Raw genomic sequence first — 23,957 nt, forward strand, 5'->3', positions numbered from 1 at the left:
TTGTACGTTGCTCCTATGGTTTTTTAAAATGTTTTTTCCTTCACTAACCTTTGTTGATCTATGATCTTGTTTTCGCTATTTACCGGATGTCCCTTTTATATAACCCCAAATATCCTTAAATACATTCGCTTGGTAAAGTGTTTTAAGAACAACGAGAAGAACTGGCCCGATAATCAGACCAATGAATCCAAATAGTTGAAAGCCTACGAATAACGCAATTAATGTTGCGAGAGGATCAAGTCCTATATTAGAAGATAGGACTTTGGGCTCCATAACCTGGCGTTGGATGACAACGACTCCGTAGAGAATAGAAAGCCCAATTGTTAGAGGATAATTGCCAGTTAAAAAAGAATAAATCATCCACGGTACAAAAATTGCTCCAGTACCAAGGTAAGGTAAGAGATCTACTAGGCCAATAATAATCGCAATTGTGATCGCATAATCAACTCTCAAAATAAATAGACCGATAAGGACGATAACAGCCGTCATGGAGATCAGCGTAAGCTGGGCCTTAAGAAAGCCAAACAAAGCCCGTCTTAAATCAACATAGACCGTACCAATACTTTTTTGGATATCACTACGCACTTTCTTTTTAAGCCAATTAATGAATTTATACCAGTCTTTACTGATAAAAAAAGTGGCCAACATCGAGAAGACAAGCACAGTTAAAATGGTTGGTAAACTAACGATAATCGAACGTATTCCTTCAACAAGAGATTGAAGAATATCGGTCACAGCGGTAGTAACAGTTGTCCCAATTGATTGAATATTGTCAAGAACAGTTGTTTGCTGATCTTTATTTAAATCTTTAAACAGGTCTTCTAATTGATTATAAAGTGGCATAACGTGTGACACGAAGAGTTCTTCTACGAAACTAACGATTTCTTGAAAGTTTCCTGGTAATACGCTAGCGATATAAACGATGCCCTGGACAAGCTCATTTACGAGCAGGGCAATAAAAGCTGCAAGCACCCCAATTAGAAATAAAATGGAGAGAGCTACAGCAAAGGGTCTTGGAATTTTTCCTCTTCTTTCTAGTAAGTCGACCATTGGATTGATTAAAAAAGCAAGAAGTAAAGCAATTACAAAAGGGTAAGCGAGATGCCAAATATAATAAAAGGCAATTAAGAAAAGAATAATAAGAAAGATTACAAGGAAAAATCGTAAAACTCTATGTATGTATTTCCAATTCATTTCAACCCTCCTAGGATCCCTTTCCTATATTTTACACTGCTTGCTTTAAAACAAGCAATTGTAGTAAACCAGTTTCGTGCTTATTTTCTAAAAGTTTGTTATGCTAAAAGAGTTCTGCTAATGTGAAAGAGGGAGCGTTATGTCAATTATTTCTCAGCCTACTATTTTTCTACTCATTTTACTTGCAATCGCGCTTATTGCGAAAAATATCTCGCTTATTATTGCCGTAGCGGTCTTGCTGGTTGTGAAAACGGTGGGACTTGGTGATAAAGTCTTTCCGATCTTTCAATCAAAAGGAATCTCCTGGGGAGTAACAATCATTACGATTGCCGTGCTGGTACCAATTGCAAATGGAGAAATAGGTTTTAAGCAACTTGGTGAAGCAGTTAAATCTTCTTATGCATGGATTGCAATGGGAGCTGGTATATTTGTTGCGATTATCGCATCAAAAGGGATTATTTTACTGCAAAATGATCCGCATATTACCACAGCGCTTGTATTTGGTACAATTCTTGCCGTAGCTGTTTTTCAAGGAATTGCCGTTGGTCCATTGATTGGAGCGGGCATTGCTTATATGGCGATGAAGGTTGTTGAATTTTTCACCTGAACGTCTGCTCAGAAGGGCATAACGTTTGCGTGATTCGCTTCTTTATTATCATTTTTCAAACATTTGAGAAAAAAAGGAATCGACGAAATCATGCATATTCATTCACAAATATCAGAGAATTGTTTATAATGAGAACTGACGCACCATCTTGTACATAGGTTCTTATTTTTTTGGAGCGTTTTAAAAGCGTTATCAAAGCAGAATTTTTAGAAAATACTAGAGCCAATAATATGGAAAAGGAGAGGGAGACGTATGACGACTACTCGCGGATTAGAAGGCGTAGTTGCAACAACATCATCGATTAGTTCTATTGTAAATGATGTCTTAACATACAGAGGATATAATATCGATGACCTCGCTGAAAATGCTAGTTTTGAAGAAGTAATCTATCTATTATGGAACGATAAACTTCCTAATAAGACTGAACTTGAGGAATTCACAGCAGAATTTGCTAGTAACGCTTCGATTCCTGAAGAGATTGTGAATCAAATGAAATCGTATCCAATTGATAAGGTGCATCCGATGGCGGCTCTTCGTACAGCTGTTTCTACACTTGCACTATATGATGAGGAAGCGGACGATATGAGCGAAGAGGCGAATTACCGCAAAGCGATCCGTCTTCAAGCAAAGATTCCAACTGTTGTAACCGCTTTTTCACGTATACGTGAAGGGAAAGCTCCAGTAGAGCCTAAGAAAGATCTTAGCTTTGCTGCAAACTTCTTATATACGTTAACAGGGGAACTTCCAGAAGAAGTTGCTGTTACAGCGATCAATAAAGCGCTAGTGCTCCATGCCGATCATGAGCTAAATGCTTCAACATTTACTGCACGCGTATGTGTTGCAACACTTTCAGATATGTATTCAGGCGTAACGGCTGCAATTGGTGCACTGAAAGGACCACTTCATGGTGGAGCAAACGAACGTGTTATGGCTATGTTAAGTGAAATCGATCGCGTTGATAACGTGGAACCATATTTGCAAAATGCGTTTGAAAACAAAGAAAAGATTATGGGCTTTGGACATCGCGTATACAAAACGGGTGATCCACGTGCAAAGCACTTGCGTGAAATGTCTCGCAAGCTAACAGAACTTACTGGAGAAACAAAGTGGTACGAGATGTCGACGAAGATGGAAGAAATCGTGACAAGTGAAAAGGGTCTCCCGCCTAATGTCGATTTTTATTCGGCTTCTGTTTATCATAGTCTTGGGATTGATCATGATTTGTTCACACCGCTATTTGCGGTCAGTCGTGTATCCGGTTGGATTGCTCATATTCTTGAGCAGTATAGTAATAACCGTTTAATCCGACCGCGTGCTGAATACGTAGGGGCCACAAATCAAACGTATGTAAAAGTAGAAAATAGATAATAAAAAAGGGAAGGTTTCTTCCCTTTTATTAAATGTTTATCATTCACTAGGAGGAATATAAAATGGCTAATGGAGAGAAGATTACCGTAAATAATGGTGTACTAAACGTTCCAGATCATGCAATTATTCCATACATTGAAGGCGACGGAACGGGACCTGATATTTGGGCGGCGGCTTCGAAAGTATTAGAAGGCGCAGTTGATAAAGCTTATGGTGGTAAGAAAAAAATCGTATGGAAAGAAGTGTATGCAGGTCAGAAAGCATTTGATAAAACAGGTGAATGGCTTCCGGCAGATACGCTTGATGCGATTCGTGAATACATAATTGCAATCAAAGGACCACTCACTACACCAGTTGGGGGAGGCATTCGTTCGCTGAATGTTGCTCTACGACAAGAGCTAGATTTATTTACTTGTCTTCGTCCAGTTCGTTATTTTAAAGGCGTTCCTTCACCTGTAAAACGTCCTGAGGATACGGATATGGTTATTTTTCGCGAAAATACAGAAGATATTTATGCAGGAATTGAATTTCAAAAGGGTACTGATGAAGTCAAGAAAATCATTTCGTTCCTTCAAGATGAAATGGGTGCAAAAAATATCCGCTTCCCTGAGACATCTGGTATTGGTATTAAGCCTGTTTCAGAAGAAGGTACTAAGCGCTTGGTTCGTGCAGCTATTCAGTACGCACTTGATGAGGGGCGCAGAAATGTAACGCTCGTTCATAAAGGGAATATTATGAAATTTACTGAAGGAGCATTCAAAAACTGGGGTTACGAAGTAGCGGAGCAAGAGTTTGGAGATAAAGTTTTCACTTGGTCAGAATACGATCGCATCGTTGAAGAAAAAGGGAAAGATGCTGCGAACGAAGCGCAGTCCAAGGCAGAAAGCGAAGGCAAGCTAATTGTTAAAGATGCCATTGCAGATATCTTCTTGCAACAAATTCTAACTCGTCCAGCTGAATTTGACGTAGTTGCTACAATGAACTTGAACGGTGACTATGTTTCTGATGCTCTAGCAGCTCAGGTTGGTGGAATTGGAATCGCTCCTGGAGCAAACATTAACTACGAAACTGGACACGCTATTTTTGAAGCAACACATGGAACGGCTCCAAAATACGCTGGTCTTGATAAAGTAAACCCTTCCTCCGTTATTCTTTCAGGAGTCCTAATGCTCGAGCATATTGGATGGAATGAAGCGGCGAAGCTTGTACTTGATTCTATGGAAAAAACAATTGCGAATAAAGTTGTTACTTATGACTTCGCACGTCTTATGGAAGGTGCAACGGAAGTGAAAACATCTGAATTTGGTGATGAACTCATCAATAATATGGACTAAAATAAAATCACTATTTTTCCTTGTATGAAAGGAGTGGCATTTAAATGACAGTGAAACGTAAAAAAGTTTCCGTAATTGGTGCAGGTTTTACTGGGGCAACAACTGCTTTTCTTTTAGCTCAAAAAGAACTTGCTGACGTTGTACTCGTTGATATCCCAAATCAGGAGGGCCCAACAAAAGGGAAAGCACTTGATATGTTTGAAGCAAGCCCTGTTCAGGGTTTTGATTCTAAAATCACCGGTACATCAAATTATGAAGATACAGCAGGTTCAGATATTGTTGTGATTACGGCTGGTATTGCAAGAAAACCAGGAATGAGCCGGGACGATCTTGTGAATACAAATGCGAAAATCATGAAAAGTGTGACTCAGGATATTGTAAAATATTCTCCTGAAACGACCATTGTTGTGTTAACAAATCCTGTTGATGCCATGACTTATACGGTGTTTAAGGAGTCTGGGCTTCCTAAAAATCGCGTCATTGGCCAGTCGGGAATTCTAGATTCTGCCCGATTCCGTTCATTTATTGCTGAAGAGTTGAACCTTTCCGTTAAAGATATTACAGGGTTCGTCCTCGGTGGGCATGGTGATGATATGGTTCCACTTGTTCGCTATTCGTTTGCTGGTGGTATTCCACTTCAGAGCCTTATTTCTGAAGAACGCCTTGCTGAAATTGTAGAACGAACGCGCAAAGGTGGCGGCGAAATTGTAAGTCTTCTAGGAAATGGTAGTGCATACTATGCTCCTGCTGCATCACTTGTTGAGATGGTAGAGGCGATCCTTAAAGATCAGCGTCGTGTTCTTCCAACAATCGCCTATCTCGAAGGCGAGTATGGTTATGACGGGCTTTACCTCGGTGTACCGACAATTCTTGGCGGTGGCGGTATTGAAGAAATCATTGAACTTGATTTAACAAATGAAGAGAAGAAAGAGCTAGATAAATCAGCTGATTCCGTTCGTAAAGTAATGACGGTATTAGGGTAACAACGTAGATCCGGTGTGAGAACCGGATCTCTTTTTAAAACAAAAAAAGAAAACGCTTTCAAAAGGGGGAGTAGCGATGTTACTAGGAAAAAAACGTAAACTTGGACGAATGATCGATGAAATGTCAGTAGGTGAAAAGCTTGAGGTGACAGAAAAAATAGAGGATCGGGACCTTCTTTTATATCTCGGGCTGTCAAATGACAATAATCCTCTTTTCATTCAGCATGATTATGCTTCGATGACACCTTTCAAAAAACCGATTGTCCCGCAAATTATGCTTCTTGCTATCGTAACAGGTGCTATATCTAAGTATTTGCCTGGGCCTGGAAGTAGTATTAAAAAGCAGGAAGTCATTTTCGAGAATCCCGTCCATCATTATGAGACACTTCATTTTCAGTTTGAAGTTATGAATGTCTTTACAAAAGAACATGAAGTTGAAATTAACGTTAAGGGCATGAATGAATCAGGAGAAGCTATCTTAGACGGTTTGTTTACTGTCTGCCCCCCATATCCTGCAAAACCATTAACAAAGTCAACATCTTTCGAGAATTTTTAGAGCCTGAATAAGGCTCTTTTTTTATGCATTTTACATTTGTTTTTGATAAAAGCGCTTCATACTGCTAAAAAAGTCAAGTTTTTCTTTTGCCTTTATGAAAATAATAGTATGATGAGGGTATTCAGGCTAAAATAAAAGAAAAGCCTGGCATCGGCATTGATGAATGGGGAAATTCGTTAGGGGGATTTTACGATGGCTCAAAAGATACTAGTTGTAGACGACGAAATGTCGATTTTAACATTGCTTCAATTTAATCTGGAACAAGCTGGTTATGATGTTGTGACGGCTGAAGATGGTGCAGAAGCATTGAAAGTAGTTGAGGCTGAGAAGCCAAATTGCATAATTCTTGATCTTATGCTTCCTGAAATGGATGGGTTAGAGGTGTGTAAAGAATTGAGACAACGCCACATTCATACGCCTGTTTTAATGCTGACTGCCAAAGATGATGAATTTGATAAAGTACTTGGTCTCGAACTGGGTGCTGATGATTATATGACAAAGCCGTTTAGTCCTAGAGAAGTCGTTGCGCGTGTTAAGGCAATTCTTAGGCGGGTAAAACAGCTTGAAGAATCGAAAGTAGCTAACCAGATGGAAGAATCAGAGAAAATCCAGGTAGGTGAACTAGAGGTTTATCCAAATAATTACGAATCATTTTTCCAGGGGGAAATAATGGAGGTTACTCCTAAAGAATTTGAATTATTAGTGTATCTCGTACGTCATAAAGGTCGAGTTCTAACGAGAGAGCAGCTTTTGAGTGCGGTTTGGAATTATGATTTTGTTGGGGATACCCGGATTGTAGATGTACACGTTAGTCATTTGAGAGAGAAAATTGAACAAAATACGCGTAAACCAGAATACATTAAAACAATTAGAGGGCTTGGGTATAAGTTAGAGGAGCCTTCTGTTAAATGAAGCGGTTCCGCTCACGTTTTCTGAATGCTCAATTCGTTATTCTTTTTCTTGTCTTTTCAATCTTAGTTGTTTTCATAGGTAATTTATTTGAAGGAATTCTATTCGATAATGCTAGTGAAGAGGCCTTGTCAAATATGTGGCTAATCTTAATTCTTTCATTTACAGGGGCTTTTTTCATTATTGTTTACCTTAGTCTCCGCATCTCAAATCAGTTAACAAAACCTTTAGAGGGTGCATTGAATGTTGCCAATGAGCTTGCTTCTGGGAATTTTAAAGCACGAACTTATGAATATAAGCTAGATGAGACGGGGCAACTTAGTCACGCCTTAAACATTCTCGCTCGTAATTTACAAAACATGACAAATTCTTATGAAATTCAGCAAAACCGGTTGATGACATTAATTGAAAATATGGATAGTGGCTTAATTCTGATTGATTCAAAAGGTCATATTAACCTTGTTAATCGCTTTTATAAAGAAACGTTTCATATCAAAACTGAAGAATACTTAGATTTGCTCTATTATGAAGCACTTCCGTATAGGGAAATCACTCGATTAGTGGAAGAGACGCTACTTGTTGAGCAAACTGTTCGGAAGCAAGTTGAGTTGCAAGTTGGAATCGAAATGCGTCACTTTGACGTCTCAGGTGCCCCGATCCTTAACCATGATGAAAAGCTAAAAGGTGTTGTTCTTGTTTTCCACGATATTACAGAGTTAAAAAAGCTCGAACAAATGCGAAAAGATTTTGTAGCAAACGTATCTCATGAGTTAAAGACGCCTGTCACTTCATTGAAAGGCTTTGCAGAGACATTACTTGATGGAGCTATGGAAAATAAAGCCTTCCGCACTCGTTTTCTTACAATAATTTTAAATGAAAGTGATCGTCTTCAGAGCCTCATTCAGGATCTTCTCGACCTCTCAAAGATGGAACAAAAGCATTTTGCGCTGAATTGGCAGGATGTAGATTTAAGAGAAGTGATTGATGATTGTCTCTTAATGACAAAAAGTAAAGCAGATAAGAAAAGCATTGAAGTTGAAATTAGCTATAATGGGGATCTTCAAATTAAAGGAGATGCAAACCGTTTAAAACAGGTGTTTCTTAATTTAATTGCCAATAGTATTACGTACACTCCAGAAGAAGGAAGCGTTACGATTTTCGTTAACGAGAAAAAAGATGATGTTCAGTTTACGATCTCGGATAATGGTATTGGAATACGACAAGAAGAGCTTCCTCGAATCTTTGAACGCTTTTACAGAGTAGATCGTGCAAGAAGTAGAAATTCTGGTGGGACTGGTCTTGGACTTGCTATAGTGAAACACCTCGTCGAAGCTCATCAGGGTCACATCGCAGTTAACAGTCAACCTGGTGAAGGGACAACTTTTGTCATCACGTTAAATAAAAAGAGACAATATTAATCTTTACGATTTCTTTACAGTCTGTTTATATGTTCTTTAAATGATTTCTGTAAAGTAACAATTGACCCCTTCATCATGACGAGAGCACATTTTAGAGACGAGATTTTCTCGTCTCTCTTTTTTTGTCTTTCATTAGCAAAACAGAATTAATCAGTTGGACGCTTGTTTTTCATTCTTTTTACCATCGTGGTAAAATATATGGAGCAGGCGTCTTTTGGGATGTACAGTGATCGATAAATTGCGTAATGAATGAAATGGAGGACTTCTATTGAAGAATAAGTTAGTTTTAATTGATGGAAATAGCATTGCCTATCGTGCGTTTTTTGCATTGCCGTTGTTAAATAATGATAAAGGTGTCTATACAAATGCCGTACTAGGATTTACAACGATGTTGCTGAAAATTATAGAAAATGAATCGCCAACACATATGCTCGTTGCGTTTGATGCCGGTAAAACAACGTTCCGCCATAAAACGTATACAGAGTATAAAGGTGGGCGACAGAAAACCCCTTCAGAATTAAGCGAACAGTTCCCTGTTATACGTGAAGTGCTGGACGCATTTCAAATTAAGCGATATGAAATTAAGAATTATGAAGCAGATGATATCATCGGAACCGTATCGGATCTTGCGAGTAAAGAAGATTGGGAAGTGAAAATTTATTCCGGAGACAAAGATCTTCTCCAACTTGTTTCAGATAACGTTCATGTAGCCTTAACGAAAAAAGGAATAACTGACATTGATACATATGACCCAGCCTTTCTTCGTGAAAAATATGGCCTTAGCCCAGATCAAATCATTGATATGAAGGCGCTTATGGGTGATAACTCGGACAATATTCCTGGTGTGCCTGGTGTTGGAGAGAAAACGGCTCTTAAATTATTAAAACAATTTGGCACGGTGGATGCCGTTTTTGAATCACTTGACGATGTTTCTGGTAAAAAGCTAAAAGAAAAATTGGAAGAAAATCAAGAGCAGGCCATGATGAGCAAAGAGCTTGTAACGATTTTTAAAGAAACGCCACTTGAACTAGGGATAACTGATCTAGGCTACAGCGGTTATGATCATGAAGCAGTCGCTACACTGTTTAGTGAACTTGGATTTAAGTCTCTACTTAATCGAATCGGGGGGACAGAAGTAGAAGACGAGAAAATCGATGATTTAGATTTTGAGACGATCAATGAGATAGAAGCCAAGCATCTCGCTAGTCCTTCTGCCATGATTGTGGAAGTGATGGATGAAAATTACCATAATGCCGACATACAAGGGATTTCCCTTGTAAATGAAAACGGGAATTATTTTATCCCATCAGATTTAGCTCTGCAGTCTCAATTGTTTCGAAATTTTCTAGAAGATCGTACTCAGAAGAAATGGGTTTTTGATGCGAAAAGAGCCGTTGTGGCTTTAGGTTGGAAGGGCATTTCATTAGAAGGGATTACGTTTGACTTAGTGATCGCTTCCTATCTCTTAAATCCATCGGAATCGACGCATGATCTATCGGCTATTTCAAGACGAGAAGGCTTTTCTATTGTCTCTTCTGATGAGTCCGTTTATGGAAAAGGAGCGAAACGCAAGCTTCCAGAAGTTGAAGAGTTTGCGGATCACCTTGTTCGAAAAGCCTATGCGGTATATCAATTAAAAGACAAGCTTGAAGAACAGTTAAAAAACAATGAGCAGTATGAGCTGTTCCATGACCTAGAAATGCCCCTGACGCTTGTGCTAGGTGAAATGGAAACAAAAGGTGTTTCCGTTGATACCAATTTCCTAGAAAAGATGGGCGAAGAGTTAAATGAAAAATTGAGTAAGATTGAAGCAAAGGTTTTTGAACTTGCGGGCACTGAATTTAATATTAACTCGCCTAAACAGCTTGGTGAAGTTTTATTTGAGAAGTTGGAGCTTCCGGTTATTAAGAAAACAAAAACTGGTTATTCAACGTCTGCAGATGTGCTCGAAAAGCTTGAAAGTAAACACGAGGTAATTCCGGAGATCCTCCTTTATCGTCAGCTCGGTAAATTAAATTCGACGTATATTGAAGGTTTGTTAAAAGTTATTTATTCAGATACAGGTAAAATACACACAAGGTTTAATCAAGCTTTAACACAGACTGGAAGACTCAGTTCGACTGATCCTAATTTACAAAATATACCAATTCGTCTTGAGGAAGGTCGCAAAATCAGAAAAGCGTTTATTCCATCTCGAAAAGATTGGGTCATGTTTGCGGCGGATTATTCTCAAATTGAGCTACGCGTTCTCGCACATATCGCGCAAGATAAGAATTTGATTGAGGCTTTCCAGCAAGATGAAGACATTCATACAAAAACAGCGATGAACGTTTTTAATGTAGACAAAGAAGATGTTACGTCGAATATGCGCAGACATGCGAAAGCTGTTAACTTTGGAATTGTTTATGGCATTAGTGATTATGGCTTGTCACAAAGTATCGACGTTTCGAGAAAAGAAGCGGGAGAATTTATTGACCGCTATTTAGAAAGCTTTCCAGGCGTAAAAAACTATATGGAAGACGTTGTCACAAAAGCCAAAGAAGATGGATATGTCTCAACGTTGTTACAGAGAAGAAGGTATCTACCTGAAATTAATTCACGGAATTTCAATCAGCGTGGCTTCGCTGAACGAACAGCAATGAACACACCAATACAGGGAACGGCTGCGGATATTATTAAGCTCGCCATGGTTCAAATGGAGACACGCTTAAAAGAAGAAAAGTTAGAAACACGTATGTTGCTTCAAGTACATGATGAATTGATTTTTGAGGCACCACAAGATGAGATTGAAACGTTAAAACGTATCGTACCTGAAGTAATGGAATCTGCAATCAAACTTGACGTTCCACTGAAAGTTGATTATGAGTATGGCTCCACCTGGTATGATGCGAAGTAGGCATCAAAGGAGAGGGAAATATGCCTGAATTACCAGAAGTAGAAACGGTTAAACGAACACTAGAAGATTTGGTTGTAGGGAAGAAGGTCACAAATGTTGTTGTAAAGTGGCCTAAAATTATTAAGAAACCAGATGATGTTGAAGCCTTCAAAATGAAAGTGATTGGTCAGACTTTTACAGGTGTTGAAAGAAGAGGGAAGTTTTTAAAACTGATTCTTGAAGACGATGTAATCGTCTCTCACCTTCGTATGGAAGGGAAATATAAGTTATCTGCTATCGATGAACAATTTGATCATCATACGCATGTGTTTTTTACGTTCGAAGATGGAACGGAGCTTCGTTATCATGACGTGCGGAAGTTTGGTACGATGCATCTTTTTCCTATTGGATTAGAGGAAAATGAGTTACCACTTGTGCAGCTGGGCCATGAACCTTTTTCAGACCAATTTACCTCTGAAGTATTACAAAAAGGATTTCAAAAAACGTCTCGAAAAGTAAAAACAGTGTTGTTAGATCAAACCCTCGTTGTTGGACTTGGGAATATTTATGTCGATGAAGCGCTGTTTAAAGCTAGAATACACCCTGAGCGAATCGCGTCGACGCTTACAAATAGAGAAATTGAAACACTTAGAGAACAGATCGTTCATACGTTATCTGATGCTGTGAATAAAGGCGGTAGTACAATCCGTTCTTATGTAAACAGTCAGGGGAAAGTAGGCACTTATCAGGATAATCTCTTTGTCTATGGACGCGTCGGTGAGGGATGTAAAAACTGTCAAACTGAGCTCGAGAAAATAGTTGTTGGAGGAAGAGGAACAACGTTTTGTCCGCTATGTCAGGTGAATGAGTAAGTCGTAGCGTTGGATGGGCTCCTTTCATATACTATTTAAGATTTTAGTATGGAAGGAGCTCGCCTATGTACTGGGTTTCTCTTTTTTTCTTAGCATTTGCCGTAAGCGTAGATGGATTTGGAGTTGGCTTAACGTATGGCCTCAGAAGGATGAAAATTCCTTTTAAGTCGATTCTTATCATTTCGATTTGTTCGGCGATCTCCATGTTAATCGCAATGGGTTTTGGCTCACTTTTACAGTTATGGATTTCAGATATAGTAGCTCAGCGAATTGGTGGCGGCATTCTTATTGCGCTAGGTGGATGGGTATTGTATCAAATGATTCGTAACAACAAAGAGGTTGAAAAAACGGTTTCTGAGCGAATTCTTCTTCATTATGAAATACGCTCGCTCGGGGTGGTTATCAGCATTTTGAGAAAACCGACAACGGCAGACTTTGATGATTCTGGTACAATTACAGGTATTGAAGCAATTATGCTCGGTGCCGCATTGTCTCTTGATGCATTTGGAGCAGGCATAGGTGCGTCAATGGTTGGTTTTCCTCCTATTGAAACGTCACTTTTGATTGCTTGTATGAGTTCGCTGTTTTTGCTCTTAGGATTAAAGTTCGGAAACCTTACTTCAAACATTAAATGGATGGATAAACTATCACTCTTACCGGGATGCCTACTCATTATCTTAGGATTCCTTAGAATGTAGTGAAAGGAGGGTGACGATGGATATTGGACTTACCGGTGGAATCGCTAGTGGAAAAAGTACTGTAGCAGAGATGATTCGCCGCTATGACCTACCAATCATTGATGCAGACGTAATGGCAAGAAAAGTAGTTGAACCTGGTGAGCCAGCACTTCAAGACATCTTTCGATTATTTGGAGATGACATGAAAGCAGAAGATGGCGGGCTTGATCGGAAGAAGTTAGGAGCTGTCATTTTTAAAGATGAGGAAAAACGTAAAGTATTAAATCGTATTCTTCATCCTGCAATTCGGAAAGGAATGCTTGATCAAGCAGCAGCTCTAAAAGAACAGGGAAGCGTGCATATTGTTTTCGATATTCCGCTTTTATTTGAAAGTCAGCTAACTCATATGGTTGATCAAACCCTTCTCGTGTATGTCGATGCAAAAACCCAGCTATCGAGATTAGTTGAAAGGGATGGGAGTACGGAAGAAGAGGCTTTCGATCGTATCCAATCGCAAATGCCTATTGAAGAAAAGAAAGAACTGGCTGATGATGTGATTGATAACACGGGAACACGTGAAGAAACGGAAGAACAACTTAACAACATTCTAAAAAAATGGGGAATAATATAAACAAAAACACGTCTGAAAACGACGTGTTTTTTGTTTTTTAATCGTCATGCGCTTAGAGAAAGACGTTCTACAAAAATAGTGTAAATTAATCTTTTCATTTGCATATTATATGTTATACTAATTTTGTGATAGGGGAAATAAGTATAACACATATGTGGCGGGAGGAACGCTGAATGAAATCAAGAGTAGCAATTAATGGCTTTGGAAGAATTGGGCGAATGGTATTTAGAAAGGCAATAATGGAAGATAGTTTGGAAGTTGTAGCAATTAACGCTAGCTATCCGCCTGAAACGCTCAGCCATTTAATTAAATATGATAGCATTCACGGTACATTTGATGGAGAGGTTACACCAATTGAGAATGGGATAAAGATTAACAATAAAAAAGTGGTTGTTTTAAATAATCGTGATCCAAAAACTCTTCCATGGAAAGAGATGGGAATCGACATTGTAATTGAAGCTACTGGCAAGTTTCGTACGAGAGAAGAAGCCGGTTATCATATTGATGCAGGAGCTACGAAAGTAATCATTACAGCACCTGGTAAGAATGAAGATCTTACAATTGTGATGGGCATTAATGAAAGCGAATACAATGATCAGAAACATCATGTTTTATCAAATGCATCTTGTACAACCAATTGTCTGGCTCCGGTTGTTCAAGTGCTTGATAAGTCCTTTGGAATTGTTTCGGGTATGATGACAACAGTTCATGCATATACGAATGATCAGAAAAACATCGATAATCCGCATAAAGATTTAAGAAGAGCACGTGCCTGTGGCCAATCAATTATTCCAACGTCGACAGGTGCAGCTAAAGCGATTTCAAAAGTATTGCCTCATTTAGAAGGGAAACTTAACGGAATGTCGCTTCGCGTACCGACACCAAATGTGTCATTAGTCGACCTTGTGGTTGATCTTAAGAAAGAAGTGACCATTGATGAAGTTAATGATGCTTTAAAAGCTGCTTCTGAAGGGCCCCTAAGAGGTATTCTTGCTTACTCTGATGAACCATTAGTATCAATTGACTACAATGGTAATGCTCATTCTTCTATAGTAGATGGACTATCGACAATGGTCGTTGAAAATAAAAAAGTAAAGGTACTTGCCTGGTATGACAATGAGTGGGGATATTCTTGTCGAGTCGTGGATATGGCAAAGTACGTAGGTGAACGAATTCCTGAGAAATTGAAAGTGAGCGTATAGATTGAAAAGGAAAGAAGTAGGAGCAATCCTGCTTCTTTTTTTTGAGGTTAACTAAAGCGCGAAAATAACTTCAAGATACAGGATATTTCTCGTCCATTTTGGATATATTTTTATTATTGCCGCTCTACTCGCTTTGTAAAAGTGAGTGGAGAGAAGAAAGGTTTGCATTTAATTTATTCTTGCAAATCTATTTTAAAAGCCTTATACTATTTTTCGTGAACTTCTTTTATAGCAATTTGGCATTGAAAACTACTTAAAGGGTTAGGACCTCATCGGACTAACTTTCCCCCGTGGTGGATTTTCAATACCGCATGCTTTAGGCATGAGTAAAAATAAAGGGGGAATTTTGCTATGGATACAATGGGACGTCACGTCATTGCTGAACTATGGGGCTGTGACACTGAAAAATTAAACAACATGAAATTTATCGAAGAAACGTTTGTTGAAGCTGCTCTTAAGTCTGGTGCAGAGGTTCGAGAAGTAGCATTTCATAAATTTGCACCTCAGGGTGTAAGTGGTGTTGTGATTATTTCTGAATCACATTTAACAATTCACAGTTTCCCGGAGCATGGTTATGCAAGTATTGATGTGTATACTTGTGGTGATCTTGATCCAAACGTAGCTGCAAACTACATTGCGGATGCACTTGGAGCGGATACGCGTGAGAACATCGAACTTCCACGAGGCATGGGACCTGTAAAACCTAAAGTTAGAGAAGAACAGTCAGCGTTTACTTCATAATAATAATACTTCGATTAAAAGGGCACCCTGGGGGCCCTTTTTTAGTTTAGCTAAGAAATTTATTAGCTTGTGATGATTGGCGATTCAGCGCGACCTCATTGATTTATCAGTCATTTATTGCTATTCTTAAAAAAAATAGAGGAGGACTAGGGGTGGGAATAAAAGAGTTTTTTAGCAATCGTTCTGAAACAGGGGAAAGGCATCAAAATCCTACATTGAAAACGCATTATTTTAAAGCGACAAAGGAACAGGCTTTTACAGAAGCGAAAGCGATTCTTCAAAAACACTACAAAGGTGAAATCGTGACCAATTCACCCGAACGTGGAGAGTTTGTATTTCAAGTGAAAGCTCCTAAAAAAGCGTTAATTGTAGTAACGGTCGTGACCGTGCGCGGTTATAAAACAGCGGTAGATTTTTCCGTTTCGACAGAAACACCACTACCTGTAGATTTTGGTTTTAGTAAAAAGGTAATTGAAACGATTTATTCAGATTTGAAGAAAAAGCTAACGTTGATTGGAACAGGCATTTCAGAGCAAATATAGTAGGATGTGTGTCGTCGCACATTTTATGCTAAAATAAGAGATAGAAATCTTGTTCGTTTAGTGGAGATGATCTAATGCGCTGTCCCAACTGCAATCATAATGGTACAAGAGTGCTTGACTCCAGACCGGTTCATGAAGGCCGATCGATACGCAGGCGCCGCGAATGTGAATCGTGTACCTATCGATTTACAACGTTTGAAACAGTTGAAGAAATACCGCTTATTGTCGTGAAAAAAGATGGAGCTAGGGAAGAGTTTAGCCGGGAAAAAATTCTCAGAGGTTTAATTAAAGCCTGCGAGAAAAGACCCGTGCCGCTCGAAAAACTTGAAACCATCGTAAATGAAATAGAACGGGACCTTCGTAATCAGGGAGCTTCCGAGATCAGTAGTGATACTGTCGGTGAGCTTGTGATGGATCAACTGGCAAAAGTTGACGAAGTGGCTTACGTTCGATTTGCTTCCGTTTATCGTCAGTTTAAAGATATCAATGTTTTTATTCGTGAGCTTAAAGAATTAATTAACAGAGCAGAGTAAGGAAAAGGAGCTTAGTGTAAGCTCTTTTTTTGTACGTTAATAAGACAAATGCCATGATGAGTCAAGACCTTGCTATGTCTCAGGCTATCAGTTAGTTAGAAAAATCTATGAAGGAATATAAAGGTGAAGCATATGCATTGGAAAGAACTTCTTCCTGTTGATACGCTTCAAATTGAGGCGTTCGGGTTATTGCATGAGTATGATAGGAATGTCCTTACCCTGTTGTACCAGCCTCTAATTGGTGCAGGGGCCTACAGTCTCTATATGACGATGTGGAGCGCCCATGAGCAACAGGACAGTCTTGTTACAAAAATGACTCATCATCATTTATTACTGATGATGAGATGGGATACAAAAAAACTACTTGAAGAGCGACGAAAGCTAGAGGGGATCGGCTTATTAAAAACTTTCCTCAAAAACGGAGAAGATCCGAGACACTTTACTTACGAGCTTCAGCCACCGCTAACACCTGATCGTTTTTTTAATGACGGTGTTTTAAATATTTATTTGTTCAATCGATTAGGGCGTAATCGATACCAGGATTTAAAGAAGTATTTCTCTGATGAAAAGCCAGATTTGTCAGAATATAAAGATATGACTGCTTCGTTTAACGAAGTATACGATTCCCTGCATCCTTCTGAGATGACGGCAAGTTATGAGGAAGAAGATGATGTTCGAGAGATCGCAAGTCGAAATGATAATAAGGGTCTTGTTTTCACTTCATCTGAATTTGACTTTGATGTGATGAAACAGCACATTTCTGATATGATTGTAACAGAGAAAATGTTTACTGATTCGGTTAAGAAAACAATTGAGCGACTTGCTTTTGTCTATAAGATTGAGCCTTATGAAATGGGGCGAATCGTGGAACAGGCGGCCATTCATCATGATGAGCTATCAGATGATCTTCTCCGAAAAGAAGTAAGCAGCTGGTTTGCTCTTGAAAATCGAGGAAAGGTACCTGCTCTTCAATATAGGAGACAGCCTGCTGCATTGCAAGAATTCCATACAAAAGAGCCTGTAACGGAAGAGGAGAAGGCCGCTCAGCGTTATGAGCAAATGACACCTTATGATATTCTCCAACGTGCGGCAGAAGGTGGTAAGCCATCAGAAGCAGATATGAAGCTTGTCGAGCGTATTATGGATGAACAGAAGCTAACTCCTGGTGTAATGAACGTTCTTCTTGATTTTATTATTGAAACACAAGATAAAAAACTCTCGAAAAACTACGTAGAAAAATTTGCGAGTCACTGGGCAAGAGCCAGGGTAAAGACAGTGAGAGAAGCCATGGATCTTGCCATAAAAGAACTACAGCAGCCCAAGAAAAAGGCGAATCCAGCATCTCGAGGAAAGGGAAGTTCTACAGCTCGAAAAGACAAAGTTCCTGAATGGATATCGGATCAAAAAGAACCCGATATGTCTCATGAAGAGCGCTCAGAAAAACAAGATCAGCTCAAAAAAATGCTAAGCAAATACAAAAAATAAAGCGGGGTGAAATGTATGGAGTCCATCCAAGAATCGTTTAATAAAATGCCGGGTAACAAGAAGTTCCAACAGCAATATCAAGAAATGAAAAAAGCGATCATGGCAGATGAAGATATTCAAGCATTTATTGAGGAACAAGATGAAGTCGATGAAAAAATGATTGATCGAAGTCTTGCAAGATTGTATGAATTTACGACTCAGTCTAAACGGTGTGAGGGGTGCCCGGGGCTCTCCAACTGTATTAATATGATGCAAGGGTACGAGCCGGAGTTATTTCTTAATCGTTCAGTCATCGATATTCGTTATAATCGCTGTCCAACAAGGATTGAAGAAGATAAGAATAAGAAGCGTAATGAAATGATTCAGAGCTACTATATTCCAAAAGAAATTCTTGAAGCGACATTTGCGGATTTGGATGATGAAGATCCTGTGCGAATTGAAGCGATTGGTACAGCTATTCAATACGTCGAGGACTTTGTTCCGGGTGAAACGAAGAAAGGGCTCTATATTCATGGTGGTTTTGGTGTTGGCAAAACATTTATTCTAGGGGCAATTGCAAATCAGTTAGCGAAGGAAAAAGGCGTTCGTTCGCAGTTTATTTATACGCCTGATTTCTTTCGACAAATGAAGAGTGCCATACAAGATCAATCGATTGATGAAAAGCTAAATTACTTAAAAGAGACTCCTTTATTAATCCTTGATGATATTGGGGCTGAAAATATTTCGAGTTGGGTACGGGATGACATACTTGGTGCTCTGCTCCAATATCGCATGACAGAAGGATTACCAACCCTTTATTCTTCTAATCTAGATTATTCCTTGTTAGAGGAGCATCTCGCTTACTCTCATAAAAGTGGAATTGAAGAAACAAAAGCGAAGCGAATCATGGAAAGAATAAAGCATTTTACCACCCCAGTCTTTTTACAGGGGAAAAATAGACGAGTCTAAAGTCTTCCTTAGGGAAGGCTTTTTTATTGTTCTATACATCATTTCCAATCTGGAGCCATATAGATTTTAGTAAGAAGGTGGACAGGGGGGGGGATATATTGGTTTCAATAACATTTGATCAAAAAGAAGATTTTCAATTTGTTTATGAATATTTGATAAAGGATAGGAACGTTCAACAAAAAGTCTCCGTTAATGAAGAGGAATTAACGCTCTCTGTACAAGTGGAACCATATAATGCAAAGTTGTGTTATCACATCTCCAAATGCATCGTCCGCTGTGTTAGCACCATCTATGAGAAGCGATGGATGAAACAAATATTAACAACAAAATATTACTATCAAGATAAAGATGAAATTGGCGAAATTACAGCAATTGCAAAAAGTATTGGAGAGGGAGACAAAGAAGAACTCCCTCGCTCTGATCGCTACACAAAGCGGGTTGATTTATTGCATCGATCAACGTTTTCTTGTATTGAACAGGGCGGAACGATCTTATTTGACTCTTATTTACGGTTTCGAACCGGTCCTTATCGAGCTCTGTTAACTGAGCTAATTGGCGAAGCGATTGACGAGTATAAACTTGAGCAAGAATATCAGAATTTTATTGAAGCATTAAGGCTTCTTCTTAAATCAAGAGAGGCTCTCCAAGAAAAAGTTGTGCTTGTTTTTGATGGTAGCTACCGATTATATGATCTAAGTGGTCATAAGCTTAATGGGATTCATGAAACACTTGATAACATTCCAAATGGACTTTCTTTGGAAGAAATAGATTCTGAAATACTTTTGCCGCTTCTGATTCTTGCTCCTAAAGAAATTTATTTATATACAGAAGACACGGAAGAAGGGTTGGCTCAAACCATTCGTAATGTTTTTGAAGAACGACTATGTTTTTTTCCGTTGTCACGGGTTAAAAACTTTTTTTCTGGCAATCATTAAAATAAGCTTGATTTTCATAAGTACACTACTTATAATACCTACATACACGCATATACGTTATTGTTACGATAAGGACATGAGATGTTCTGTCTGCTTTAAGAGAGGGAAGGATTGGTGTGAACTTCCTAGCGAGACAAGCATTCTTACCACCTTTGAACTCTACCCTGGAAATAGGGTAGCGTTTCTGCTACGTTACAGCAATCTGAGCCGTATAGGATTTTCTCTATATGGGAAGCAGGGTGGAACCACGAGATAAAACACTCGTCCCTTTTTGGGATGAGTGTTTTTTTATATGCAAAAAGGAGTGAAGAAGCATGGCTGAAATGGTAAAGATTACGTTCCCAGATGGTTCTGTGAAAGAATTTAATAAAGGAACAACAACTGAAGAGATTGCAAGCTCAATTAGTCCGGGCTTAAAGAAAAAAGCTCTTGCAGGAAAGGTGAATGGCGTTCTTTTCGATTTGCGTCGTGAAATTGAAGAAGATGCATCGATTGAAATCGTAACACAAGAAAGTGAAGACGGACTTGAAGTTCTTCGCCATAGTACGGCTCATTTAATGGCTCAAGCGATTAAGCGTCTCTATGGTGATGTGAAACTTGGCGTTGGCCCAGTCATTGATAGTGGATTCTATTACGATATTGATTGCCCTGTATCAATTACACCTGAAGATCTTCCGAAAATCGAAAAAGAAATGAAAAAAATTATTAATGAAAATCTTGAAGTGAAGCGTATTGTTGTCAGTCGTGCTGAAGCAGAGAAAATGTTTAAGGAAATTGGCGATGATCTTAAGTTAGAATTGCTTGAAGCGATACCTGACGATGAACAGGTGACAATTTATGAACAAGGCGAATTCTTTGATCTTTGTCGTGGGCCACATGTTCCTTCAACTAGTAAGATCAAAGCCTTTAAACTACTATCGATTGCAGGTGCGTACTGGCGTGGAGATAGCGAAAATCAAATGCTACAACGCATTTATGGTACAGCATTTCCCAAGCAGTCCCAGGTTGAAGAGTACCTTCGTCTTTTAGAAGAAGCGAAAGAGCGCGATCACCGTAAACTTGGTAAAGAGCTAAAGCTATTTACGATTTCTCAAGAAGTTGGACAAGGGCTCCCAATCTGGTTGCCAAGAGGAGCGACGATTCGCCGTACGATTGAACGATACATTGTTGACCTCGAGGAACGTCTTGGTTATAACCATGTTTATACACCTCACCTTGCGAACGTGGAGCTTTATAAAACAAGTGGTCATTGGGATCACTACCAAGACGATATGTATCCACCAATGAAAATGGATGAAACAGAAGAATTGGTTCTTCGTCCAATGAACTGTCCCCACCATATGATGATTTACAAAAATGATCTGAAAAGCTACCGCAGTCTTCCGTATCGTGTGGCTGAGCTAGGAACAATGCACCGCTATGAAATGTCTGGTGCCCTAGCAGGACTTCAGCGCGTACGTTCAATGACGTTAAATGATGCTCATATTTTCTGTCGTCCAGATCAGATTAAGCAAGAATTTATTGAAGTTGTCGAGCTGATTCAGGAAGTTTATAAAGACTTCAATATTAGTGATTATTCATTCCGTCTTTCTTATCGTGACCCAGCTGATAAGAAAAAGTATATCGACAATGACGAAATGTGGGAAAAAGCACAAAAAATGCTGAAAGAAGCAATGGATGATCTTAACGTTGAATATGTAGAAGCAGAAGGCGAAGCGGCATTTTATGGTCCGAAATTAGATGTTCAAGTGAAAACTGCATTAGGTAAAGAGGAGACTCTTTCGACTGTCCAACTTGATTTCCTTCTTCCAGAACGATTTGATCTTTCTTACATCGGTGAAGATGGTAACCATCATCGTCCAGTCGTCATTCACCGAGGTGTCGTTTCTACAATGGAACGCTTTGTAGCCTTCTTGATTGAAGAATATAAAGGGGCATTTCCAACATGGCTTGCTCCAATTCAGGCAGAAATTATTCCTGTATCGGAAGTACACCTGGAATATGCGAAGAGTGTTCAGAAAAAACTTCAACGCGCTGGAATTCGAGTTGAAGTAGACGAACGCAACGAAAAGATTGGGTACAAAATTCGTGAAGCACAAATGCAGAAAATCCCTTATATGCTCGTAGTAGGGGATAAAGAAGTTGAAGGTGAAGCGGTTAATGTTCGTCGCTACAGCCAGCAGGATTCTGAGACTGTTTCTCTAAACGAATTTACTGCTCGAATAGAAGAAGAAATTAAAGACAAAAAGTAACGAAAAGCCGGCGTAAATGCCGGCTTTATTTTATAAGATGAAACAAATATACAAAAAACACTTGTCACAAAGAGAAAGATTCGTTATGATAATCAAGTGCACTTCGAACGAATCTTATCACCTTGACATAAATTTGGTCAGCATGGTATACTGTCTTAGGTAATTAAATATCGGAAACAAAGCAAGCAGAAGCGCCCGCTTCTCACCTGATTGACGCCATAATTGGTAGTTTGCAGGTACACTGTTCTTATAATTGTGTAATGTGTGGGTGTCGTATGCGCCGACGCTTTTTTTATGCTTTGAACCGGATATAAACCATTTAATGACATCATGTGAGATGATCATCATCGAACAATAACCATGGAGGTGGCTGATTATTAGTAGAGATATGAACGTCAATGAGGGCATTCGTGCTCGGGAAGTACGTCTAGTTGGTGCAGACGGAAACCAAATTGGTGTGAAATCCAAAAATGAGGCATTAGATATGGCTCGTAATGCAAATCTTGATCTTGTGATGGTTGCTCCAAACGCGAAACCTCCTGTTTGTCGCATTATGGACTACGGAAAGTTCCGCTATGAGCAGCAGAAGAAAGAGAAAGAAGCGCGTAAGAAACAAAAGATTATTACCGTTAAAGAAGTTCGCTTGAGCCCGAATATTGAAGAACACGACTTCAATACGAAACTTCGTAATGCACGTAAGTTTCTTGAAAAAGGTGACAAAGTGAAAGCATCGATCCGTTTCCGCGGACGTATGATTACACACTCTGATATCGGTAAAAAGGTGCTTGAGCACCTAGCAGAAGATTGCAAAGATATTGCAACTGTTGAGTCCAAACCAAAAATGGAAGGACGCAGCATGTTCCTAATCTTGGCACCTATCGCAGAAAAGTAATTCTTGAAGGAGGAACTCACTCATGCCAAAAATGAAATCTCACCGTGGAGCTTCAAAACGGTTTAAGAAAACTGGATCAGGTAAACTTAAGCGCAGCCGTGCTTACACTAGCCATATGTTCGGTAACAAGTCTCAAAAGCAGAAGCGTAAGCTTCGTAAAGCTTCTCTTGTTTCCGCAGGTGACTTCAAGCGCATTAAGACTTTAATCTACAACAAGAAGTAATCGGTTTTCATATTATTTAGACACAGAAATTAGGAGGGGTTTAGTATGCCAAGAGTAAAAGGTGGCTACGTAACACGTCGCAGACGTAAAAGAACGTTAAAACTCGCAAAAGGATATTACGGATCGAAGTCTTTGCTTTTCAAAGTTGCTAATCAGCAAGTTATGAAATCAAACATGTACGCTTACCGTGACCGTCGTCAGAAAAAACGCGACTTCCGTAAGCTTTGGATCACTCGTATCAACGCGGCAGCTCGTTTGAACGGACTTTCTTACAGCCGTTTGATGTTTGGTCTTAAAACAGCTGGTATCGACATCAACCGTAAAATGCTTGCTGAGCTAGCAGTTAACGACGAAAAAGCGTTCGCTGAACTAGCATCAAAAGCAAAAGAAAACTTGAAATAAGTTCTCAAAAACCATTCTCACACGTTGAGGATGGTTTTTTTGTAGAAAGCTTTAAGTTAGGAGGAAATGTGAAGTGAACGGTCTTATTATATTTTTTATTTATTTGGTTCTTATTAATAGTGGAAGTTTCATTATAATGGGAGTAGACAAACGAAGAGCAAAAAAGAGAGGTCGAAGGATTTCAGAAAAGACGTTGTGGCTTTTTATTGTAATTGGAGGGAGTATCGGAGGGTATTTTGGTATGAAACGGTTTAGACATAAAACGAAGCATTCTCAATTTGTTTACGGCATTCCTGCTGTTATGATTGTACATATCCTTTTGATAAGCGGTTCTATATACTTGAATAAGTAAAATGATAAAACGCAGCATATGCTGCG

At 39.1% G+C, this 23,957-nt stretch carries 24 protein-coding genes and 2 other annotated features; of the genes, 23 read left to right on the forward strand and 1 reads right to left on the reverse strand.

Features of this window, described 5'->3' with window-relative positions:
* Nucleotides 1–75 precede the first annotated feature (75 nt).
* Entirely contained in the window at nucleotides 76–1,194 is a 1,119-nt protein-coding gene (gene ytvI / locus PQ578_RS05620) for a sporulation integral membrane protein YtvI (protein WP_273832574.1), read from the reverse strand.
* A gap of 139 nt (nucleotides 1,195–1,333) precedes the next feature.
* Between ytvI and PQ578_RS05625 the strand changes: the two genes are divergently transcribed.
* From PQ578_RS05625 to PQ578_RS05735, 23 genes are all read left to right on the forward strand, one after another.
* Nucleotides 1,334–1,801 carry a DUF441 domain-containing protein gene (locus tag PQ578_RS05625; RefSeq protein ID WP_420541509.1) on the forward strand — a complete coding sequence of 156 codons (468 nt, stop codon included), beginning with the start codon at nucleotides 1,334–1,336 and terminating at the stop codon, nucleotides 1,799–1,801.
* A 252-nt stretch (nucleotides 1,802–2,053) separates the two neighbouring features.
* Nucleotides 2,054–3,169, forward strand: a complete 1,116-nt coding sequence (gene citZ, locus PQ578_RS05630; RefSeq protein ID WP_098444505.1) for a citrate synthase — start codon at nucleotides 2,054–2,056, stop codon at nucleotides 3,167–3,169.
* Nucleotides 3,170–3,231: 62 nt separating this feature from the next.
* Nucleotides 3,232–4,503 carry an NADP-dependent isocitrate dehydrogenase gene (gene icd, locus PQ578_RS05635; protein WP_273832575.1) on the forward strand — a complete coding sequence of 424 codons (1,272 nt, stop codon included), beginning with the start codon at nucleotides 3,232–3,234 and terminating at the stop codon, nucleotides 4,501–4,503.
* Between the two features lie 44 nt (nucleotides 4,504–4,547).
* Nucleotides 4,548–5,486 (forward strand): malate dehydrogenase, encoded by a 939-nt coding sequence (gene mdh / locus PQ578_RS05640; RefSeq protein WP_098444503.1) that lies wholly within the window; start codon nucleotides 4,548–4,550, stop codon nucleotides 5,484–5,486.
* Nucleotides 5,487–5,562: 76 nt separating this feature from the next.
* Nucleotides 5,563–6,042 carry a MaoC family dehydratase gene (locus tag PQ578_RS05645; RefSeq protein ID WP_224883364.1) on the forward strand — a complete coding sequence of 160 codons (480 nt, stop codon included), beginning with the start codon at nucleotides 5,563–5,565 and terminating at the stop codon, nucleotides 6,040–6,042.
* 192 nt (nucleotides 6,043–6,234) lie between these two features.
* A complete protein-coding gene (locus PQ578_RS05650) occupies nucleotides 6,235–6,954 on the forward strand; it encodes a response regulator transcription factor (RefSeq protein WP_160918593.1) in 720 nt (239 codons plus the stop codon).
* Nucleotides 6,951–8,369: a two-component system histidine kinase PnpS gene (gene pnpS, locus PQ578_RS05655; protein WP_273832576.1), complete on the forward strand. Its 1,419-nt coding sequence runs from the start codon at nucleotides 6,951–6,953 to the stop codon at nucleotides 8,367–8,369. The genes PQ578_RS05650 and pnpS overlap by 4 nt, the downstream gene beginning before the upstream one ends.
* Nucleotides 8,370–8,637: 268 nt before the next feature.
* Nucleotides 8,638–11,265, forward strand: a complete 2,628-nt coding sequence (polA, locus tag PQ578_RS05660; protein WP_273832577.1) for a DNA polymerase I — start codon at nucleotides 8,638–8,640, stop codon at nucleotides 11,263–11,265.
* Between the two features lie 20 nt (nucleotides 11,266–11,285).
* Complete coding sequence (gene mutM, locus PQ578_RS05665; protein WP_273832578.1) at nucleotides 11,286–12,116, forward strand: DNA-formamidopyrimidine glycosylase; 831 nt, start codon at nucleotides 11,286–11,288, stop codon at nucleotides 12,114–12,116.
* A gap of 65 nt (nucleotides 12,117–12,181) precedes the next feature.
* On the forward strand, nucleotides 12,182–12,814 hold the full coding sequence (gene ytaF / locus PQ578_RS05670) for a sporulation membrane protein YtaF (protein WP_098444497.1): 633 nt from the start codon (nucleotides 12,182–12,184) through the stop codon (nucleotides 12,812–12,814).
* A gap of 10 nt (nucleotides 12,815–12,824) precedes the next feature.
* Complete coding sequence (coaE, locus tag PQ578_RS05675; protein ID WP_273832579.1) at nucleotides 12,825–13,424, forward strand: dephospho-CoA kinase; 600 nt, start codon at nucleotides 12,825–12,827, stop codon at nucleotides 13,422–13,424.
* 173 nt (nucleotides 13,425–13,597) lie between these two features.
* Nucleotides 13,598–14,626, forward strand: coding sequence for a glyceraldehyde-3-phosphate dehydrogenase (locus PQ578_RS05680; RefSeq protein ID WP_273832580.1), 1,029 nt, complete (start codon nucleotides 13,598–13,600; stop codon nucleotides 14,624–14,626).
* 351 nt (nucleotides 14,627–14,977) lie between these two features.
* Nucleotides 14,978–15,367 (forward strand): adenosylmethionine decarboxylase, encoded by a 390-nt coding sequence (speD, locus tag PQ578_RS05685; RefSeq protein ID WP_098444494.1) that lies wholly within the window; start codon nucleotides 14,978–14,980, stop codon nucleotides 15,365–15,367.
* A gap of 152 nt (nucleotides 15,368–15,519) precedes the next feature.
* The gene (locus PQ578_RS05690; protein ID WP_273832581.1) at nucleotides 15,520–15,909 is read left to right on the forward strand and encodes a cytosolic protein; all 390 of its coding nucleotides are present in this window, start codon (nucleotides 15,520–15,522) and stop codon (nucleotides 15,907–15,909) included.
* 74 nt (nucleotides 15,910–15,983) lie between these two features.
* Nucleotides 15,984–16,442, forward strand: a complete 459-nt coding sequence (nrdR, locus tag PQ578_RS05695) for a transcriptional regulator NrdR (RefSeq protein WP_098444492.1) — start codon at nucleotides 15,984–15,986, stop codon at nucleotides 16,440–16,442.
* A gap of 132 nt (nucleotides 16,443–16,574) precedes the next feature.
* Nucleotides 16,575–17,927 (forward strand): replication initiation and membrane attachment family protein, encoded by a 1,353-nt coding sequence (locus PQ578_RS05700; protein WP_273832582.1) that lies wholly within the window; start codon nucleotides 16,575–16,577, stop codon nucleotides 17,925–17,927.
* Nucleotides 17,928–17,942: 15 nt separating this feature from the next.
* Nucleotides 17,943–18,875, forward strand: a complete 933-nt coding sequence (dnaI, locus tag PQ578_RS05705) for a primosomal protein DnaI (RefSeq protein ID WP_159783658.1) — start codon at nucleotides 17,943–17,945, stop codon at nucleotides 18,873–18,875.
* A gap of 98 nt (nucleotides 18,876–18,973) precedes the next feature.
* Entirely contained in the window at nucleotides 18,974–19,810 is an 837-nt protein-coding gene (locus PQ578_RS05710) for a putative sporulation protein YtxC (protein WP_273832583.1), read from the forward strand.
* Nucleotides 19,811–19,866: 56 nt separating this feature from the next.
* Nucleotides 19,867–20,082: a binding site (T-box leader), on the forward strand.
* A 42-nt stretch (nucleotides 20,083–20,124) separates the two neighbouring features.
* Nucleotides 20,125–22,062, forward strand: a complete 1,938-nt coding sequence (thrS, locus tag PQ578_RS05715) for a threonine--tRNA ligase (RefSeq protein WP_273832584.1) — start codon at nucleotides 20,125–20,127, stop codon at nucleotides 22,060–22,062.
* A 177-nt stretch (nucleotides 22,063–22,239) separates the two neighbouring features.
* Nucleotides 22,240–22,361 (forward strand) — a sequence feature (ribosomal protein L20 leader region).
* An 89-nt stretch (nucleotides 22,362–22,450) separates the two neighbouring features.
* Nucleotides 22,451–22,954, forward strand: a complete 504-nt coding sequence (gene infC / locus PQ578_RS05720; protein ID WP_159783652.1) for a translation initiation factor IF-3 — start codon at nucleotides 22,451–22,453, stop codon at nucleotides 22,952–22,954.
* 22 nt (nucleotides 22,955–22,976) lie between these two features.
* A complete protein-coding gene (rpmI, locus tag PQ578_RS05725) occupies nucleotides 22,977–23,177 on the forward strand; it encodes a 50S ribosomal protein L35 (RefSeq protein WP_048312400.1) in 201 nt (66 codons plus the stop codon).
* 45 nt (nucleotides 23,178–23,222) lie between these two features.
* Nucleotides 23,223–23,579, forward strand: coding sequence for a 50S ribosomal protein L20 (rplT, locus tag PQ578_RS05730; protein ID WP_098444486.1), 357 nt, complete (start codon nucleotides 23,223–23,225; stop codon nucleotides 23,577–23,579).
* A gap of 73 nt (nucleotides 23,580–23,652) precedes the next feature.
* On the forward strand, nucleotides 23,653–23,931 hold the full coding sequence (locus tag PQ578_RS05735) for a DUF1294 domain-containing protein (RefSeq protein WP_420541510.1): 279 nt from the start codon (nucleotides 23,653–23,655) through the stop codon (nucleotides 23,929–23,931).
* Nucleotides 23,932–23,957: the final 26 nt, after the last annotated feature.

The organism is Guptibacillus sedimenti, assembly GCF_028610665.1.
In the GTDB taxonomy this organism is placed as follows: Bacteria; Bacillota; Bacilli; order Bacillales; family Guptibacillaceae; genus Guptibacillus; species Guptibacillus sedimenti.

Bases quoted from the DNA above. Each gene is read 5' to 3' on its own strand.
- PQ578_RS05650 (WP_160918593.1), top strand. From the start codon at position 6,235: ATGGCTCAAAAGATACTAGTTGTAGACGACGAAATGTCGATTTTAACA.
- thrS (WP_273832584.1), top strand. From the start codon at position 20,125: ATGGCTGAAATGGTAAAGATTACGTTCCCAGATGGTTCTGTGAAAGAA.
- rplT (WP_098444486.1), top strand. From the start codon at position 23,223: ATGCCAAGAGTAAAAGGTGGCTACGTAACACGTCGCAGACGTAAAAGA.
- speD (WP_098444494.1), top strand. From the start codon at position 14,978: ATGGATACAATGGGACGTCACGTCATTGCTGAACTATGGGGCTGTGAC.
- citZ (WP_098444505.1), top strand. From the start codon at position 2,054: ATGACGACTACTCGCGGATTAGAAGGCGTAGTTGCAACAACATCATCG.
- mdh (WP_098444503.1), top strand. From the start codon at position 4,548: ATGACAGTGAAACGTAAAAAAGTTTCCGTAATTGGTGCAGGTTTTACT.
- icd (WP_273832575.1), top strand. From the start codon at position 3,232: ATGGCTAATGGAGAGAAGATTACCGTAAATAATGGTGTACTAAACGTT.
- pnpS (WP_273832576.1), top strand. From the start codon at position 6,951: ATGAAGCGGTTCCGCTCACGTTTTCTGAATGCTCAATTCGTTATTCTT.
- PQ578_RS05680 (WP_273832580.1), top strand. From the start codon at position 13,598: ATGAAATCAAGAGTAGCAATTAATGGCTTTGGAAGAATTGGGCGAATG.
- PQ578_RS05645 (WP_224883364.1), top strand. From the start codon at position 5,563: ATGTTACTAGGAAAAAAACGTAAACTTGGACGAATGATCGATGAAATG.
- nrdR (WP_098444492.1), top strand. From the start codon at position 15,984: ATGCGCTGTCCCAACTGCAATCATAATGGTACAAGAGTGCTTGACTCC.
- PQ578_RS05700 (WP_273832582.1), top strand. From the start codon at position 16,575: ATGCATTGGAAAGAACTTCTTCCTGTTGATACGCTTCAAATTGAGGCG.
- ytaF (WP_098444497.1), top strand. From the start codon at position 12,182: ATGTACTGGGTTTCTCTTTTTTTCTTAGCATTTGCCGTAAGCGTAGAT.
- ytvI (WP_273832574.1), bottom strand. From the start codon at position 1,194: ATGAATTGGAAATACATACATAGAGTTTTACGATTTTTCCTTGTAATC.
- rpmI (WP_048312400.1), top strand. From the start codon at position 22,977: ATGCCAAAAATGAAATCTCACCGTGGAGCTTCAAAACGGTTTAAGAAA.
- dnaI (WP_159783658.1), top strand. From the start codon at position 17,943: ATGGAGTCCATCCAAGAATCGTTTAATAAAATGCCGGGTAACAAGAAG.
- PQ578_RS05625 (WP_420541509.1), top strand. From the start codon at position 1,334: ATGTCAATTATTTCTCAGCCTACTATTTTTCTACTCATTTTACTTGCA.
- mutM (WP_273832578.1), top strand. From the start codon at position 11,286: ATGCCTGAATTACCAGAAGTAGAAACGGTTAAACGAACACTAGAAGAT.
- infC (WP_159783652.1), top strand. From the start codon at position 22,451: ATGAACGTCAATGAGGGCATTCGTGCTCGGGAAGTACGTCTAGTTGGT.